This window comes from Massilia norwichensis (assembly GCF_024753245.1).
GTDB lineage: Bacteria > Pseudomonadota > Gammaproteobacteria > Burkholderiales > Burkholderiaceae_D > Telluria > Telluria norwichensis.
On sequence record NZ_JANUGX010000004.1, the window covers coordinates 89,461 to 104,394 of the forward strand.

14 protein-coding genes and 1 pseudogene are annotated in these 14,934 nt (G+C 64.3%); 9 read left to right on the plus strand and 6 right to left on the minus strand.

Going from position 1 to position 14,934, the window contains the following annotated elements; translation table 11 throughout:
* The first annotated feature begins 3 nt into the window (after nucleotides 1-3).
* From NX782_RS04970 to NX782_RS05010, 9 genes and pseudogenes are all read left to right on the plus strand, one after another.
* A complete protein-coding gene (locus tag NX782_RS04970) occupies nucleotides 4-636 on the plus strand; it encodes a hypothetical protein (RefSeq protein ID WP_258844311.1) in 633 nt (210 codons plus the stop codon).
* On the plus strand, nucleotides 629-1,183 hold the full coding sequence (locus tag NX782_RS04975; protein ID WP_258844312.1) for a TlpA family protein disulfide reductase: 555 nt from the start codon (nucleotides 629-631) through the stop codon (nucleotides 1,181-1,183). The genes NX782_RS04970 and NX782_RS04975 overlap by 8 nt, the downstream gene beginning before the upstream one ends.
* A gap of 117 nt (nucleotides 1,184-1,300) precedes the next feature.
* Nucleotides 1,301-1,738, plus strand: coding sequence for a type II 3-dehydroquinate dehydratase (gene aroQ, locus NX782_RS04980; protein ID WP_258844313.1), 438 nt, complete (start codon nucleotides 1,301-1,303; stop codon nucleotides 1,736-1,738).
* 90 nt (nucleotides 1,739-1,828) lie between these two features.
* Nucleotides 1,829-2,302 (plus strand): acetyl-CoA carboxylase biotin carboxyl carrier protein, encoded by a 474-nt coding sequence (accB, locus tag NX782_RS04985; protein ID WP_258844314.1) that lies wholly within the window; start codon nucleotides 1,829-1,831, stop codon nucleotides 2,300-2,302.
* 111 nt (nucleotides 2,303-2,413) lie between these two features.
* A complete protein-coding gene (gene accC / locus NX782_RS04990; RefSeq protein WP_258844315.1) occupies nucleotides 2,414-3,814 on the plus strand; it encodes an acetyl-CoA carboxylase biotin carboxylase subunit in 1,401 nt (466 codons plus the stop codon).
* Complete coding sequence (gene prmA / locus NX782_RS04995; protein WP_258844316.1) at nucleotides 3,811-4,725, plus strand: 50S ribosomal protein L11 methyltransferase; 915 nt, start codon at nucleotides 3,811-3,813, stop codon at nucleotides 4,723-4,725. The genes accC and prmA overlap by 4 nt, the downstream gene beginning before the upstream one ends.
* 4 nt (nucleotides 4,726-4,729) lie before the next feature.
* Nucleotides 4,730-4,795, plus strand: a pseudogene (locus tag NX782_RS26565) (zinc-ribbon domain-containing protein); the annotation flags it as partial.
* Nucleotides 4,796-5,128: 333 nt separating this feature from the next.
* A complete protein-coding gene (locus tag NX782_RS05005; RefSeq protein ID WP_258844472.1) occupies nucleotides 5,129-6,337 on the plus strand; it encodes a DUF3426 domain-containing protein in 1,209 nt (402 codons plus the stop codon).
* Between the two features lie 18 nt (nucleotides 6,338-6,355).
* Nucleotides 6,356-7,300, plus strand: a complete 945-nt coding sequence (locus NX782_RS05010) for a carbohydrate kinase family protein (RefSeq protein ID WP_258844317.1) — start codon at nucleotides 6,356-6,358, stop codon at nucleotides 7,298-7,300.
* A 16-nt stretch (nucleotides 7,301-7,316) separates the two neighbouring features.
* Here the strand turns inward: NX782_RS05010 and NX782_RS05015 are convergent, their stop codons facing one another.
* From NX782_RS05015 to NX782_RS05040, 6 genes are all read right to left on the minus strand, one after another.
* Complete coding sequence (locus tag NX782_RS05015) at nucleotides 7,317-7,829, minus strand: YggT family protein (protein ID WP_258844318.1); 513 nt, start codon at nucleotides 7,827-7,829, stop codon at nucleotides 7,317-7,319.
* Nucleotides 7,830-7,903: 74 nt separating this feature from the next.
* Nucleotides 7,904-9,451, minus strand: coding sequence for a transcriptional regulator (locus tag NX782_RS26350; RefSeq protein ID WP_308632825.1), 1,548 nt, complete (start codon nucleotides 9,449-9,451; stop codon nucleotides 7,904-7,906).
* A 491-nt stretch (nucleotides 9,452-9,942) separates the two neighbouring features.
* Nucleotides 9,943-11,592 carry a glycosyltransferase family 4 protein gene (locus NX782_RS05025; RefSeq protein ID WP_258844319.1) on the minus strand — a complete coding sequence of 550 codons (1,650 nt, stop codon included), beginning with the start codon at nucleotides 11,590-11,592 and terminating at the stop codon, nucleotides 9,943-9,945.
* Nucleotides 11,589-12,887 carry a glycosyltransferase family 4 protein gene (locus NX782_RS05030; RefSeq protein ID WP_258844320.1) on the minus strand — a complete coding sequence of 433 codons (1,299 nt, stop codon included), beginning with the start codon at nucleotides 12,885-12,887 and terminating at the stop codon, nucleotides 11,589-11,591. The genes NX782_RS05025 and NX782_RS05030 overlap by 4 nt, the downstream gene beginning before the upstream one ends.
* Before the next feature lie 72 nt (nucleotides 12,888-12,959).
* Nucleotides 12,960-13,640 carry a purine nucleoside phosphorylase YfiH/LACC1 family protein gene (locus NX782_RS05035; protein ID WP_258844321.1) on the minus strand — a complete coding sequence of 227 codons (681 nt, stop codon included), beginning with the start codon at nucleotides 13,638-13,640 and terminating at the stop codon, nucleotides 12,960-12,962.
* Between the two features lie 114 nt (nucleotides 13,641-13,754).
* Complete coding sequence (locus tag NX782_RS05040; protein ID WP_258844322.1) at nucleotides 13,755-14,858, minus strand: ribonucleotide-diphosphate reductase subunit beta; 1,104 nt, start codon at nucleotides 14,856-14,858, stop codon at nucleotides 13,755-13,757.
* Between the last annotated feature and the right edge of the window lie 76 nt (nucleotides 14,859-14,934).

A 14,934-nucleotide genomic window follows, 5' to 3' on the forward strand; every position in this document is an offset into this window, starting at 1 on the left:
GACATGATGCCAACGCCAAATGATGACCTCCAAACTTTGCGCGCGCGTATTGCTGCCACTGCGGCGCGCATGATTGCCCAGGATGGCGCCGACTATGCCACCGCCAAGGCCAAGGCCGCGCGCCAGGTGACCGGCAGCGACCGTCCCTCCCCCAATTATTTGCCGGACAATACGCAAGTCGAAGACGAAGTGCGGCGCTACCAGGCGCTGTTCCAGGGCCCGGCCCAGGCCGCCCGCCTGCAGCATCTGCGCGGCGCGGCGCTCGAAGTGATGGAGCAGCTGGCCGAGTTCCGCCCCTACCTCACCGGCGCCGTGCTGAACGGCACCGCCGGCGAACACGACGCCATCAACCTGCAATTGTTCGCCGACAGCGCCAAGGAGGTCGAGATCTTCCTGCTGAACCGCAACGTCGATATCGACATCTCGGAAATGCCGCACTTCAAGGGCGGCCGCCACGATCCGGTCGAAACCGTCAGCTTCCAGTGGAAACAGGAGACGGTCCACGCCGAACTCTATGAAATGAACGATTTGCGCGGCGCCCTGAAACCGCGTGCCGATGGCCGCCTGCAGCGCGTCGACGCGGCCGGCCTGCGCGCCCTATTGAATACCGACGAAACCCTGGAACAAGATGAATAAGAAGAATGTCATCGGCTACACCATCCTGGCCGCTGCCTTTGCCGTGTTCGGCGCCATCGCCGCCGTCAAGAACGAAGCGAAAGGTCCGCTGACCACCACCTATGCGCCGACCGACGGCCGCCCCCACTCGGCGGTGAGCAATCTGTACGCCCAGTCGCTGAACGACCTGGCCGGTAAGCCGCAGCCGCTGGGCCAGTGGAAGGGCAAGCCGCTGCTGGTGAATTTCTGGGCATCCTGGTGCGCACCCTGCGTGCAGGAGATGCCGGAACTGTCGGAGCTGGCGGCCAAGGATGGCGGCAAACGCTTCAATGTGATCGGGATCGGCATCGATTCGCCGGCAAACCTGAACGAATTCGTCAAGAAGACAAAAGTTGCTTACCCGCTTTATGTGGGTGGCATGAGCGGTACCGACCTGTCCCGTGAGCTCGGCAATACCCATGGCGGCCTGCCCTTCACGGTGCTGATCGGCCCCGACGGCCAGGTGCGCAAGACTTACCTGGGCCGCCTGAAATTCGATGAATTACGCGCAGATCTGGCCAAGCTGTAATCAACACGGCGCAGCTGCGAACGGTCGTTCACTTATATTCCAGGCGCTTTTTATCGCTTGCCAACACACAATGTTGGCGGCAAAATGCCTGTCTTTCGGGCAAACAGACGGTTCATCATGGCGAAAAAGCTACTGCTGCTCAATGGCCCCAACCTGAATTTATTGGGGACGCGCGAGCCTGCGGTGTACGGCGCTACCACACTGGCCGACATCGAACAGGCGGCAAACGCCCAGGCAGCGGCAGCGGGTGCAAGCATCGCTTGCTTCCAGAGCAACCATGAAGGAGCGCTGATCGACCGCATTCATGCCGCAAGGCAGGAAGGGGTGGACGGAATCGTCATCAATCCGGGCGGGCTGACCCATACCAGCGTCGCCTTGCGCGATGCGCTGGCGGCGGTGGAGATTCCGTTCGTGGAAGTTCACCTCTCTAATATTTACAAGCGTGAGGAGTTCCGGCATCACTCGTTTTTGTCTGCGATCGCGCAAGGCACGATTTGTGGACTGGGCGCTGATGGATATCGCTTTGCCATCGACTTTGCGCTCAAAGAGCGTTAATCTACGTCAACTTCACGCATCCTGTGCGGATTTGCGCTAACCACCTGACGCGCCGCATACTCAACAACAAATAATTCCAAGGGGTTTCACATGGATCTACGAAAACTCAAGACATTGATCGACCTCGTCGCTGAATCGGACATCGCTGAACTCGAAGTGACCGAAGGCGAAAGCAAGGTTCGCATCGTCAAGTCCTCCGCAATCCCGCAGAATCAGGTGGTCATGGTTCCGCCGCAAGGCGTGCAGCAGTTCTCGGCCCCGGCCGTCGCTGGCGCCGCACCGGCCCAGGCTGCCGCAGCCCCTGCCCCGGCAGCCCCTGCCGAGCCGACCGGCCACGTGGTCAAGTCGCCGATGGTCGGCACCTTCTACCGTTCGTCGGCTCCGGGCGCTCCGGCCTTCGTCGAAGTCGGTTCCACCGTGAAGGAAGGCGACACCCTGTGCATCATCGAAGCGATGAAGCTCCTGAATGAAATCGATGCCGACATCTCCGGCACCGTCACCAAGGTCCTGGTAGAGAACGGCCAACCTGTCGAATTCGGCCAGCCGCTGTTCGTGATCGGCTAAGCATTAACGTTATCAAGTACGGGGCCAGCCTGCTTTTCAGCGGCTGGCCCTTGAAGTCTCCTCTTCCTGTTGCATCCGGCCCCGCCGGCACTCACAGAAACATCGCATACCATGTTTGAAAAAATTCTAATCGCCAACCGTGGTGAAATCGCGCTGCGTATCCAGCGCGCCTGCCGCGAAATGGGCATCAAGACGGTCGTCGTGCACTCCGAAGCCGACAAGGACGCCAAGTACGTGAAACTGGCCGACGAATCCGTCTGCATCGGCCCAGCGCAATCGGCGCAGAGCTATCTGAGCATGCCGGCGATCATCAGCGCGGCCGAAGTCACGGACGCCGAAGCGATCCACCCGGGCTACGGCTTCCTGTCGGAGAACGCCGACTTCGCCGAACGTGTCGAAAAATCGGGCTTCGTCTTCATCGGCCCGCGTCCGGAATCGATCCGCATGATGGGTGACAAGGTGTCGGCCAAGCAGGCGATGATCCGCGCCGGCGTGCCCTGCGTGCCGGGTTCGGATGGCGCCCTGCCGGACGATCCGAAGGAAATCATCCAGACCGCGCGCAAGATCGGCTATCCGGTCATCATCAAGGCCGCCGGCGGCGGCGGCGGACGCGGCATGCGCGTCGTGCACACCGAGGCAGCCCTGCTGTCGGCCGTGCAGATGACCAAGACCGAAGCCGGTACTGCCTTCGGCAATCCCGAAGTCTATATGGAAAAGTACCTGGAAAATCCGCGCCACGTGGAGATCCAGGTGCTGGCCGACGAGCACAAGCAGGCCGTCTGGCTGGGCGAGCGCGACTGCTCGATGCAGCGCCGCCACCAGAAGGTGATCGAGGAAGCACCGGCACCGGGCATCCCGCGCAAGACCATCGAGAAGATCGGCGAACGCTGCGCCGAAGCCTGCCGCAAGATCGGCTACCGCGGCGCCGGCACCTTCGAATTCCTGTACGAGAACGGCGAGTTCTACTTCATCGAGATGAACACCCGCGTCCAGGTCGAGCACCCGGTCACCGAGATGATCACCGGGATCGACATCGTCCAGGAACAGATCCGCATCGCCTGCGGCGAACGCCTGCGCTTCAAGCAGCGCGACATCATGCTGTCGGGCCACGCGATCGAGTGCCGCATCAACGCCGAAGACCCGTTCAAGTTCACCCCGTCGCCGGGCCGCATCACCGGCTGGCACCCGCCGGGCGGTCCTGGCATCCGCGTCGATTCGCATGCCTACGCCGGCTACTACGTGCCGCCGCACTACGACTCGATGGTCGGTAAAGTCATCTCGTATGGCGCCACCCGCGAACAGGCGATCCGCCGCATGCAGATCGCGTTGTCGGAAATGGTGGTCGAGGGTATCCTGACGAATATTCCGCTGCACCGCGAACTGATGGTCGATGCCCGCTTCATCGAAGGCGGCACCAACATCCACTACCTGGAGCAGAAACTGGCCCACAAGCCGGACCTGCCGAAGGAAGTCGCGATCGGTTCGAAATCCGAGACCAAGGCTGAACAATGAGCTGGACTGAAGTCGTCATCGAGATCGCGCGCGAGCACGCCGAAGGCCTATCCGACGCCCTGATGGAAGCGGGCGCGCTGTCGGTCTCGGTCGAAGACGCCGACGAAGGCACCGACCAGGAAAAGCCGCTGTTCGGCGAACCGGGCATGGTGCCGACCGAGGCCGCCTGGGACCACAGCCGCGTGGTCGCCCTGACCGACGTCGATGCGGACCAGGCTGCGATCGTGGCAGAAGCTGCCTCCGCCATCGGCCTGACATCGAGCCCGCGCTTCACCACCCGTCCGGTGGCGGATGCGGACTGGGTGCGCCTGACGCAGTCGCAGTTCGAGCCCATCCACATCGGCAAGAACATCTGGGTCGTGCCGAGCTGGCACGAAGCACCCGATCCGAACGGCCTGATCCTGGAAGTCGATCCGGGCCTGGCCTTCGGCACCGGCAGCCACCCGACTACCCGCCTGTGCATGGAATGGCTGGAAGCGCATCCGGCACCCGGCAAGTCGGTGCTGGACTACGGTTGCGGCTCGGGCATCCTGGCGATGGTGGCCAAGAAGCTGGGCGCTGCCAATGTGGCCGGCGTCGACATCGATCCGCAGGCGATCGAATCGGCCAAGCTGAACGCGGAGCGCAACAACTGCGGCATCGACTTTTACGTGCCGGACGAGTTCACTGCCTCGCAATACGCCGACAGCCGCTTCGACATCGTGGTCGCCAACATCCTGTCGAGCCCTCTGAAGCTGATGGCGCCGATGCTGTCCGGCCGCGTGGCGCCCGGCGGTTCGCTGATCCTGTCCGGCGTGCTGGCGCGCCAGGCCGAGGAAGTGGCCGCGGCCTACGCCCCCTTCATCAAGCTGAGCGTCTGGGCCGAGCTGGACGGCTGGGTCGCCCTGCACGGCACCAACGGCACCAACTAAGGGCATGGCGCTCGCGACCCAGTGCCCCCACTGCCACACCACGTTCCGGGTCGCCTCGGACCAGCTCAAGCTCCGCGGCGGCATCGTCCGCTGCGGCGCCTGCCAGAGCATCTTTGACGGCAATGCCCACCTGATCGACCTGGACGCGCTGGCGGCCAGCAAGGAACGGTCAGCGGCTGCGCCTGCGCCTCCCCCGCCTCCCGCGCCGCCGGTCGAAGCGCCGGCGGAAGCACCGGCCGAACCGCCCGTCTATACCCTCGACTTCGACCATACCTTCGATCCGCTCGGCATCCTGCCGAAAGCGACCTCCGAGGAGCCGCCGGCTGCGCCGCGCGCGCGGGTGTGGCGCAATGGCGGCGGCATGCCGTCTGCGCCTGCTGCGCCTGTTGCGGAGGAGGCCGGGGTGGCGTCGCAAGTCGATGCCGATGTACCGGCCGCTGATGCCGTGGCCGATGCAGTTGTGGTCGACGCAGCTGCGGCCGACGCAGCTATGGCCGACACCGTGCCGCCTGCGCCTGAACCTGAATTTGCACCGGCGCCTGTGGCCGAAGCGGATCTGCCACCCATGCACGAAGCGCCGCAGGAAGCCGAAGCCATCGTGGCCGAGCCGCTCCCGGAGCCGGTGCCGGAGCCCGAGCCGGTGTCAGAGCCGGAACCGGAGGCGGTCCCAGTGCCGGAGCCGGTATCGGCGCCCGAGCCGAAGCCTGCGCCCGCCGATACCGCACCAGTGCCCGCCGCGCCGCCGGCATCCGCCTACGCGCCGCCAGGCCGCATCGAGCCCAGCTTCGACCTGCCGGTCGATGAAGAACTGGTCGCCCAGCCGCTGCCCGACGACACCCACGCCTATCACGACGAAGCCCCCGCGGCCATGAACGCCGCCGTGAGCACGGGCACGAGCACGGGCGTCGACGACATCCCCCTGCCCCTGCGCGCCTCGGCGGCCAGCAACGACACGCTGGCGCCTGCCGCGCCGCCGCCGGCACCGAAATCCGCGCGCGCCAAAGCGGTCGAGGCCCGCTCGCGCCGCACCAAGCTCACGCCGACCAGAATCGAAGCGCCCAAGCTGCGCGTGCCGGTCAGTGCCGAAGCCGACGAGCCCGAGTTCGTCAAGCGCAGCCGCAAGCAGGAACAGTCGGGCCGCGCCCGGCGCCTGTTGATGATCGCCGGCGCCGTGCTGCTCGCGCTGCTGCTCGCGGCCCAGTTCGTGGCCGACTTCCGCAACGTGCTGGCGGCCCGCTATCCGGGCGCCAGGCCGGTGCTGAATGCCGGCTGCGCCGTGCTCGGCTGCCGCATCGGCCTGCCGATGCAGATCGAGAACCTGACGATCGAGACCGGCGAACTGTCCACCCTCGGTGTCGACACGTATTCGCTCAACACGCTGCTGCGCAACCAGGGTAGCCTCGTGCAGGCCTGGCCCAGCATCCAGCTCGAGCTGACCGACGCCAACGACAAGCCGCTGCTACGCCGCGTGTTCAGCCCCGCCGAGTACCTGCCGCAGGGCGTGCCGGCCGCCGCCGGCTTTGCCGCGCACGCGGAACAGCCGGTCCGGTTGAACTTCGCGCTCACCGGGCTAAAGCCTTCCGGCTACCATATGATCGTTTTCTACCCTTAGCATTTTTCAGGAATCACCATGACCAAGACTGCGCTGATCTGCGGCTCGATTGCCTTCGACAAGATCATGCAATACCAAGGCCGTTTCGGCGAAACCCTGCTGGCCGACCAGCTGCACCGCGTGAACGTGTCCTTCCTGGTGCCGACCCTGCGCACCGAATTCGGCGGCTGCTCGGTCAACATCGCCTACAACCTCAAGATGCTGGGCGGCGATCCGCTGATCATGGGCACCATCGGCCAGGACGGCGGCGACTACCTCGAGCGCATGGAAAAGCAGGGCCTGGCGACCAACGCGATCCGCACCATCGAGCACGCCTACACCGCGCAGTGCTTCGTCACCGCCGACCTGGACAACAACCAGATCAACGCCTTCCACCCGGGTGCGATGCAGTTCTCGCACGAGAACAGCCTGGCCGACTACCTGCCGCTGCGCGTTGCCATCGTCTCGCCGGACGGCCGCGACGGCATGATCAAGCACGCGCGCGACTGCGCGGAGCGCGGCGTGCCGCTGATGTTCGATCCGGGCCAGCAGCTGCCGATGTTCAACGGCGAGGAGCTGCTGACCTTCCTCGAACAGGCCAGCTACCTGGCCTGCAACGACTATGAATTCGAGATGGTGATGGACCGTACCGGCCTGACGCTGCAGGACATCGCCGCGCGCCTGGATGCGCTGATCGTCACGCGCGGCGAGCAGGGTTCGGATATCTATGCCGGCGGCGAGCATCACAAGATCCCGGCGGTGCCGGCAAGCAGCGTGGTCGATCCGACCGGTTGCGGCGATGCCTACCGCGCCGGCCTGCTGTTCGGCATTGCGAACGATCTGGACTGGCCGACCAGTGGCCGCCTGGCCAGCCTGCTCGGCTCGATCAAGATCGCCCACCAGGGCGGCCAGAACCACAGCTTCACGCCCTCGGCGATCGCGGACAAGTTCGAAGCGGCGTTCGGCTACCGCTTCCAGGCCTGATTCGGCGCTGCGCGGATCAGCCGATCACGCGCAGCAGGATCTGCAGTAGCACGAAGGCCACCAGCACCGAGAAATCGATGCCGCCGATCGGCGGGACCACCCGCCGGATCGGGCGCAGCAGCGGATAATTGAGGGCGCGCACGAAGGGCGCCAGCGGCGCATCGGGATTCACCCAGCTGAAGATAACCTCCAGGATCAACAGGCCGATGAAGCCGTAGATGATCCAGTGCAGGAACCGCAACACGGCCGTCAGCAGCACCATCTGGACGGTCCACCCCGCCAAAAACATCACTGAACTGGCCGCCAGCACGACCAGGAAGGCGCCGATCAGGCTCGCCCAGTCATACCCTCCCACGCCCGGCAAGACCCGGCGCAGCGGGCGCACCAGCCAATCCGTCAGCGTGAAGGTGAACTGGGCAACCGATGCCGGCGGCCGCACGCGCGTGACCTGCATCCAGAAGCGCAGCAACAAGACTCCACCGACCACGCCGGCCACGGTATCGACGATCAACTGAAGAATAGGCAGCACAAGCTCTCCTTAAAAAAAAACCGCTGTGTGAACCTCACACAGCGGTATTTTGCCTGAACCAGGCAGGAATGGGATTACGGACGGCTGCTGGTCGGGAAAGGCCATGCTGCCGGTGCGATCACCGATTTGGCTGCCGGCTGGGCGGCCTGATTTGCCGAGCCGCTGTCCTTGGCTTCAGCCTTGGTGTCCGACTTGGTGGTGTCGGCTTTGGCTTCGGTCTTGGTGTCGGCTTTCGCTTCCGGCTTGGCTTCCGGCTTTGCTTCGGCCTTCGGTGCAGCGGCTTTCTTCGCGGCCGGCTTGGCTGCCGGCTTGGCGGCGGCCTTCACTGCCGGCTTGGACTCGGCGGTTTTGGCTGCCGGTGCGCTGGTGGCAGCGGTCTTGGTGGCAGCGGCTTTGGCCGGAGCTGGGGTAGCGGCGGTCTTGGTTGCGCTTGTCTTCGCCACTGGCGAAGCCGCGCCTTTGGCCGGAGCCTTGGTAGCAGCGGTCTTGGTCGCAGCAGTCTTGGTTGCGGCGGTCTTGGCCGGAGCCTTGGTGGCAGCAGCTTTGGCCGGCGCTTTAGCAGCGGTCTTGGTTGCAGCAGCCTTTGCCGGCGCTTTAGCAGCGGTCTTGGTTGCAGCGGCCTTTGCCGGTGCTTTGGCAGCGGTCTTGGTTGCAGCGGCCTTTGCCGGGGCTTTGGCAGCGGTTTTGGTTGCAGCAGCTTTTGCCGGGGCTTTGGCAGCGGTCTTGGTTGCAGCAGCTTTTACTGGAGCTTTGGCAGCGGTCTTGGTAGCGGCAGCTTTCTTGGCCGGCGCTTTGGCAGCGGTCTTGGTTGCAGCAGCTTTGGCCGGTGCTTTGGCAGCGGTCTTGGTGGCGCTCGTCTTCGACACTGCCGAAGCCGAGCCTTTCTTGGCCGGTGCTTTGGCAGCGGTCTTGGTTGCAGCGGCCTTTGCCGGGGCTTTAGCAGCGGTCTTGGTTGCAGCAGCTTTCTTAGCCGGTGCTTTAGCAGCAGTCTTGGTTGCAGCAGCTTTAGCCGGTGCTTTAGCAGCGGTCTTGGTTGCAGCAGCTTTAGCCGGTGCTTTAGCAGCGGTCTTGGTTGCAGCAGCTTTTGCCGGTGCTTTAGCAGCGGTCTTGGTTGCAGCAGCTTTGGCCGGTGCTTTGGCAGCGGTTTTGGTTGCAGCGGCTTTTTTAGCCGGTGCAGCTGCTTTGGTTGCAGCAGCTTTCTTGGCCGGTGCAGCGGTTTTGGTTGCTGCGGCTTTCTTTGCCGGAGCAGCTGCTTTGGTTGCAGCGGCTTTCTTGGCCGGTGCAGCTGCTTTGGTTGCAGCAGCTTTTTTCGCCGGTGCTTTAGCAGCGGTCTTGGTTGCAGCAGCTTTTGCAGCCGGCTTTGCGGCCGGTTTTGCAGCGGCTTTAGCGGCCGGCTTTGCTGCCGGTTTTGCTGCCGGTTTAGCGGCGGCTTTTGCTGCCGGCTTGGCGGCTACCGCTTTTTTGGCGGCGGTGGTTTTTTCAGCAGCGGCTTTTGCTGCCGGCTTTGCTGCGGTTTTCTTAGCGGCTGTTGCCATTTTGTGTTCTCCTTCTCTGCGATGAGAAAATACGCTACAAGGTTTGAACCCGTCCAACCCGTCTGCTTGGTCGGGCGAATTATTCATCGGCGCACACTTCGCGTCTGCGTCAATGAATCCGGCACCAGCTGAACTGCTGCAACTCCTCAAGTCTGCAGCACTTCAGCTATCGTCGTCGCCGACGACCTAACGACAAAGTTCGATGGCTCACTACACTGTTCACACCGCTGCACTCAAGAGTGCGAAAAGAAAAAGCCGCCATGCCCGAATTAATTCAGGCAATGCGGCTTGTTCTTTTCGCGAAGCTTACGTGCATACTGAATGAATCAGCGTCCCATTTTTTGATCGGTTTGCCACCCGTTTACCGTAGTAAAAAAATCTACGTTCACGTTTTGACAAATTCAATCACGTAAAGTACACGAAAACCTTGTCAGTGCGCAACCCGCGCACAGTATTTTTCATGCCTTTCACCAGGACGAACTGCTATCGACAGCTTTCAATCGATCGTCGCGATAACGTTTGATCCCATTCGTACTTCAGCTCCTTCAAAAACAAGCGCGCAATGAATGCGCATTCCATTAAATTCTTGTACTAATACGCAGCAGATCCATCTTGCAAAGCCACGCCAATCCGCGCAGCAAAGTCGGGCGATCGCATGGACCGAGCGTGTCGAGCAGCTCGTCCACCTGCATCGGCCGCGACCCGATCGAACCGAAGATCTGACCGAATTCTTCAAGCGTCGGCAAGGACGCCGCAGCGAAGCGGTTGATCCCGAGTTCGCGGTATTCGCGCAGCTGCGCGAGCGATGCGTCCGGTGCCAGCTCGACCATCGTCTCCGGCGTCAACTGCGCGCTCGGATAGCTTGCGAACACCGCGAACGGATCGAGCCGGTCCGGCACCGTCTGCGGCAACGCGGGCGCGAGCACGGCATCGGCGCGGCGCCGCTCATCGAGCTCGCTCCACAACGCGCGGTAGCGTCCAAACACGAGCTGCCAATCGAATTCCTCGCGCGCGCGCCGGCGTCCGTTCTCGCCCATCTGCCGGCGCAGTTCGCCATCCTTGATCAAGCGTTCGTAAGCCTGCGCAAGCTGCGCGCCGTCCAGCGCCACCGCCTGGCTGGTATGACCGCAATAGTGGTCGTAATTGTCGACGCCATCGTCGTAACGCTGCGCGAGGTCAAGGCCCGCGCCTGCACCCGGCATCACGGTCGGGATGCGGTAACCATCGACGCCATCGCGCACCGTGTCGCGATAGCCGTTCCAGTCGCTCACCACGCACGGCAGTCCGGCCGCCATCGCTTCCAGCGGCGTCAGGCCGAAACTCTCCTGCACGTTGTCCGCCAGCGAAGTGAAGACGTCGGCGGCGGCCCAGGCGCAGGCCTGGTTGCCGGGCACACGGCCATCCAGCACCGTCAGGCGCACCGATGGGCACAGCAGCGCCGCGGCCTCGCGGAAGGCCTTCTCGATGGCCTCGTTGGCGAACCAGCCGCACAGGACCAGGTGCACCTGGCGGCCATCCTTGCCGGCGCGTTCGAGCGCGCTGAACATCTGCTGCGGATGCGCTTTCGCGTGGAAGGACAGGCGACCGAGGAAGAGGAAGGCGACGTCGCCCTCCTCGATGCCGAGCTGGCGCCGTGCGCCGATGCGGGCAGCCTCGTCGAACACGAAGTCGCGGCAATGCACGCCGAGCGGAATCAGCGGCAGCTGCGGCAGTTCGAAGCGCTGCGCACCCAGCCGCGCGCGCAGGTACTCGGCCTGACGCTCCAGCACTTCGCGCACGCTGTCGCGCACCACGCGCGAGGTGCAGATCACCGCATCCCAGCTGCGCAGCGGCGCCACCAGCATGCCGGCGACGGCGCTCATCACCGCGTGGCTGGCGGTGGTGTGCGTGACCCCGCACAGGCTGTAGCGGCGCTCGCCGATGCCGAGCCGGCGCCAGGCCAGGCGCGCGATGCCGGGCGCGGGATGGTACAGGACGCCGAAGCGCTCGATCTGCTGCGGCCTGCCCTGGCTCAGCCACTCGACCTCGCCTTTGAAACCCTGTTCGCGCAGCGCACGCTCGCATTCGCCTGCATGGGCTTCGCCGGCAGCGAAGCAGCCGACTGCGGACAGCCCGCTTCCCGCGACGGCACGCATCAGCGCGGCGCCGGCCGCGTGGCGTCCCATCAGTCTCTGTCCGCCGACCGAGTAATCCTCGGGGACGAAATGCAGTGCGAAGCGGTCCTTCATGCGTTTCCCTCTTCAAGCCCTGGCTGCATCGGCCGCAGGGGCCGCAGCAGGTCCAGGTAGCCCGGCAGACCGGCCGATTCGAAATCGTAGTGGCGCAGTACCGTCTCGCGCCCGCGCTGCCCGACCATGGCGACCTCGTCGCGGCGCGCGATCAGGTCGAGCGCGCGGTCGGCCAGCGCCGCGGTGTCGAAGAAGCCGGTCAGGTAGCCGTTCTCGCCATCGCGGATCACTTCGCGCACCGGTCCCGTATCCGAACCGAGCACCGGCACACCGACCGCCATCGCTTCCAGCATCGACCACGACAGCACGAACGGATAAGTGAGGTAAATGTGCAGGCTCGAGACCTGCAGCACCGTGCGGTAGCTCGCATATGGCAGCTTGCCGAGGAAATGCACGCGCGACCAATCCACGCAGTTCTCTTCCCTTTCACCCAATTCGGCGCACAGCGCCGCGCGGTAGCTGTCGAATCCTTCGGGCGGACGGCGGCCGTAGCTGACGCCGTCGCCGCCCACCACCAGCACCTGCAGCTCACGGTTGCCGGCCAGGAGACGCGGCAGGCTGCGCATGAAGACGTGGAAGCCGCGGTAGGGTTCGAGGTTGCGCGCGACGTAGGTAAGCACCGGCTGCGCGCGGCTCAGGACGCGGCCGTCCGGCAGCGTCAGCCGCGCCTGCGGGTCCGGCGTCAGGTAAGCGGTGTCGATGCCCTCGTGGATGCAGCGGATCTTGTGGCGCAGCTCGGGCGGATGCGCCTCCAGCTGCCAGGCGGTCGGCGCCACGCCATCGTCGGCCGCCAGCAGGGACTGCATCAGCACCGAGTTCTTGATGCGAATGCGCAGACGGTCGTCGAAGCTGGCCGGATATTCTGGATCGAAGCCGACGTCCTTGCCGTCCGCGTCCCACCAGAACTCGCAGAACACGACCAGGCGCGCCCGCGGGAACACGTCCTTGACGAACAGGCCTTCGCCCCAGCCGGGATGGCAGACCACCACGTCCGGCGCCCAGCCCTGCTTGTGCAGCTCGACGAGGATGCGGGTGACGGCCTGGCCGCGCCGGATGCAGGCTTCGAAGTGCTTCAGGTAGTGATGGGTCTTCTCGCCCGGTCCTGCGGGCTTCGGATAAGCGATGGTGCGCAGCCGCGGTCCGGGCCGCAGCTCCATCTTCATGCGCGCGACCGCGGCCTCTTCGCCGATCGCGACGAGTTCGACATCTGGCCGCGTCTGCAGGTAGCGCATCAACCGGCGAAACTGGCCGGGCAGGTTCTGGTGGATGAAGAGGATGCGTAGCATGGCAGGCATGATAACTTTAGTATCACGCCCGTGGCGCATCCGATGCCAAAACTTCGGTAGGTCTACATGCGCGAATCGCGGTCAGGGCTGCGCGATCGCGATCACCGACCACTGCACATCGACGATCGGCGTGCGCGTTTCGCGGTCGCGGCGGTAGCTGTGGTACGTGAAGCGGCCCTCGCCATCGCGGCTGCACATGGTGCACGCAGGCTGGGGCGACACGCGTTCGACGCCGGCCTGCCCCAACTGCCAGCGCACGATCGCCGGCAGGTCGATCCGGCGCGATTGCGGCGCGATGGTCTCGCGCGGCAGCCCGGTGCGCTCTTGGAAGCTGTCGATCAGTTCGGGCGACACTTCATAGCAGCAGGCGTGCGCAGCCGGTCCGATCGCCGCGATCCAGTCGCCGGGATCGCCGCCGCGTTCGCGCACCAGCGCGGCAAAGCGCTCGACGATGCCGGCGTGGGCGCCGCGCCAGCCGACATGCAGGGCCGCGACTTCGCGCCCATCCTGGCGCGCCAGCAGCACCGGTACGCAGTCGGCGGTGGCGATCGCAAGCAGCAGGCCGGGACGGTCGGTCAGCATGCCGTCGGCTTCGCCGCAGTCTTCGTTGGCTTGCGTCGGAATGGCGATATGGGTGCCGTGGCGTTCGTGCTGGACCGGGCGATCAGGCCAGTAGGCAGGCAGGAGACCGGCCATGTCGTCGTGGCGGCGGCCGAAGCCGTGGACGATGGCGGGGTGGTCGAGAAGTGGGCTGGTGAGCATGTCGGGCTGCCGTGCAAGAATGCAGGCAGCATAGCATTTCACCATGAAGGATTGATGACGCAAATAAGAAGCCCGCCGGTGGGCGGGCTTTTGACGTTCTGGCGTGTGCGGGAATCAATCCCAGCTCAACGCCCCACCAGTCTGGTACTCCGTCACGCGCGTCTCGAAGAAGTTGCGCTCCTTCTTCAGGTCGATCATCTCGCTCATCCACGGGAACGGGTTTTCCTCGTTCGGGAACAGCGCGTCCAGGCCGATCTGGACGGCGCGGCGGTTGGCGATGAAGCGCAGGTAGCTCTTGAACATCGGGGCGTTCAGGCCCAGCACGCCGCGCGGCATGGTGTCTTCGGCGTAGCGGTACTCGAGCTCGACGGCCTTCAAAAACAGCTGCTTGATCTCTTCCTTGAACTCGGCGGTCCACAGCTGTGGGTTTTCCATCTTGATCGTGTTGATCAGGTCGATGCCGAAGTTGCAGTGCATCGACTCGTCGCGCAGGATGTACTGGTACTGCTCGGCGGCGCCGGTCATCTTGTTCTGGCGGCCCAGCGCCAGGATCTGGGTGAAGCCGACGTAGAAGAACAGGCCTTCCATCAGGCAGGCGAACACGATGATCGAGCGCAGCAGCTTCTGGTCGGCTTCCAGGGTGCCGGTCTTGAACTCCGGATCGTTGATGACCTCGATGAAGGGGATCAGGAACTGGTCCTTGTCGCGGATCGACGGGATCTCGTTGTAGGCGTTGAAGATTTCCTTCTCGTCCAGGCCCAGCGACTCGACGATGTACTGGTAGGCGTGGGTGTGGATCGCCTCTTCGAAGGCCTGGCGCAGCAGGTACTGGCGGCATTCCGGCGCCGTGATGTGGCGGTAGGTGCCCAGCACGATGTTGTTGGCGGCCAGCGAGTCGGCGGTCACGAAGAAGCCCAGGTTGCGCTTGACGATGCGGCGCTCGTCTTCGGTCAGGCCGTTCGGGTTCTTCCACAGCTCGATGTCGCGCTGCATGTTCACTTCCTGCGGCATCCAGTGGTTGGCGCAGCCGGCCAGGTACTTGTCCCAGGCCCACTTGTACTTGAACGGCACCAGCTGGTTGACGTCGGTCTGGCCGTTGATGATGCGCTTGTCGTCGGCGTTCACGCGCTTGGCGACGTCGGCGGCGGTGGCGCCTTCCGGTGCGCTTGCTGCGGCCGGTGCGCTGGTGATCGGTTCATCGTCCCATGACAGAGCCATGATGTTTTCCTTCTATATAGTGTTCGTTATACGTCGTTCCCGCGAAGGCGGGAACCCAAGTGTGTTCGCGGTTCGC

Coding starts and splice junctions, on each gene's coding strand:
- NX782_RS05010 (WP_258844317.1), top strand. CDS start 6,356: ATGACCAAGACTGCGCTGATCTGCGGCTCGATTGCCTTCGACAAGATC.
- NX782_RS04975 (WP_258844312.1), top strand. CDS start 629: ATGAATAAGAAGAATGTCATCGGCTACACCATCCTGGCCGCTGCCTTT.
- NX782_RS05040 (WP_258844322.1), bottom strand. CDS start 14,858: ATGGCTCTGTCATGGGACGATGAACCGATCACCAGCGCACCGGCCGCA.
- aroQ (WP_258844313.1), top strand. CDS start 1,301: ATGGCGAAAAAGCTACTGCTGCTCAATGGCCCCAACCTGAATTTATTG.
- NX782_RS26350 (WP_308632825.1), bottom strand. CDS start 9,451: ATGAATAATTCGCCCGACCAAGCAGACGGGTTGGACGGGTTCAAACCT.
- accC (WP_258844315.1), top strand. CDS start 2,414: ATGTTTGAAAAAATTCTAATCGCCAACCGTGGTGAAATCGCGCTGCGT.
- NX782_RS05030 (WP_258844320.1), bottom strand. CDS start 12,887: ATGCCTGCCATGCTACGCATCCTCTTCATCCACCAGAACCTGCCCGGC.
- NX782_RS05025 (WP_258844319.1), bottom strand. CDS start 11,592: ATGAAGGACCGCTTCGCACTGCATTTCGTCCCCGAGGATTACTCGGTC.
- accB (WP_258844314.1), top strand. CDS start 1,829: ATGGATCTACGAAAACTCAAGACATTGATCGACCTCGTCGCTGAATCG.
- prmA (WP_258844316.1), top strand. CDS start 3,811: ATGAGCTGGACTGAAGTCGTCATCGAGATCGCGCGCGAGCACGCCGAA.
- NX782_RS04970 (WP_258844311.1), top strand. CDS start 4: ATGATGCCAACGCCAAATGATGACCTCCAAACTTTGCGCGCGCGTATT.
- NX782_RS05035 (WP_258844321.1), bottom strand. CDS start 13,640: ATGCTCACCAGCCCACTTCTCGACCACCCCGCCATCGTCCACGGCTTC.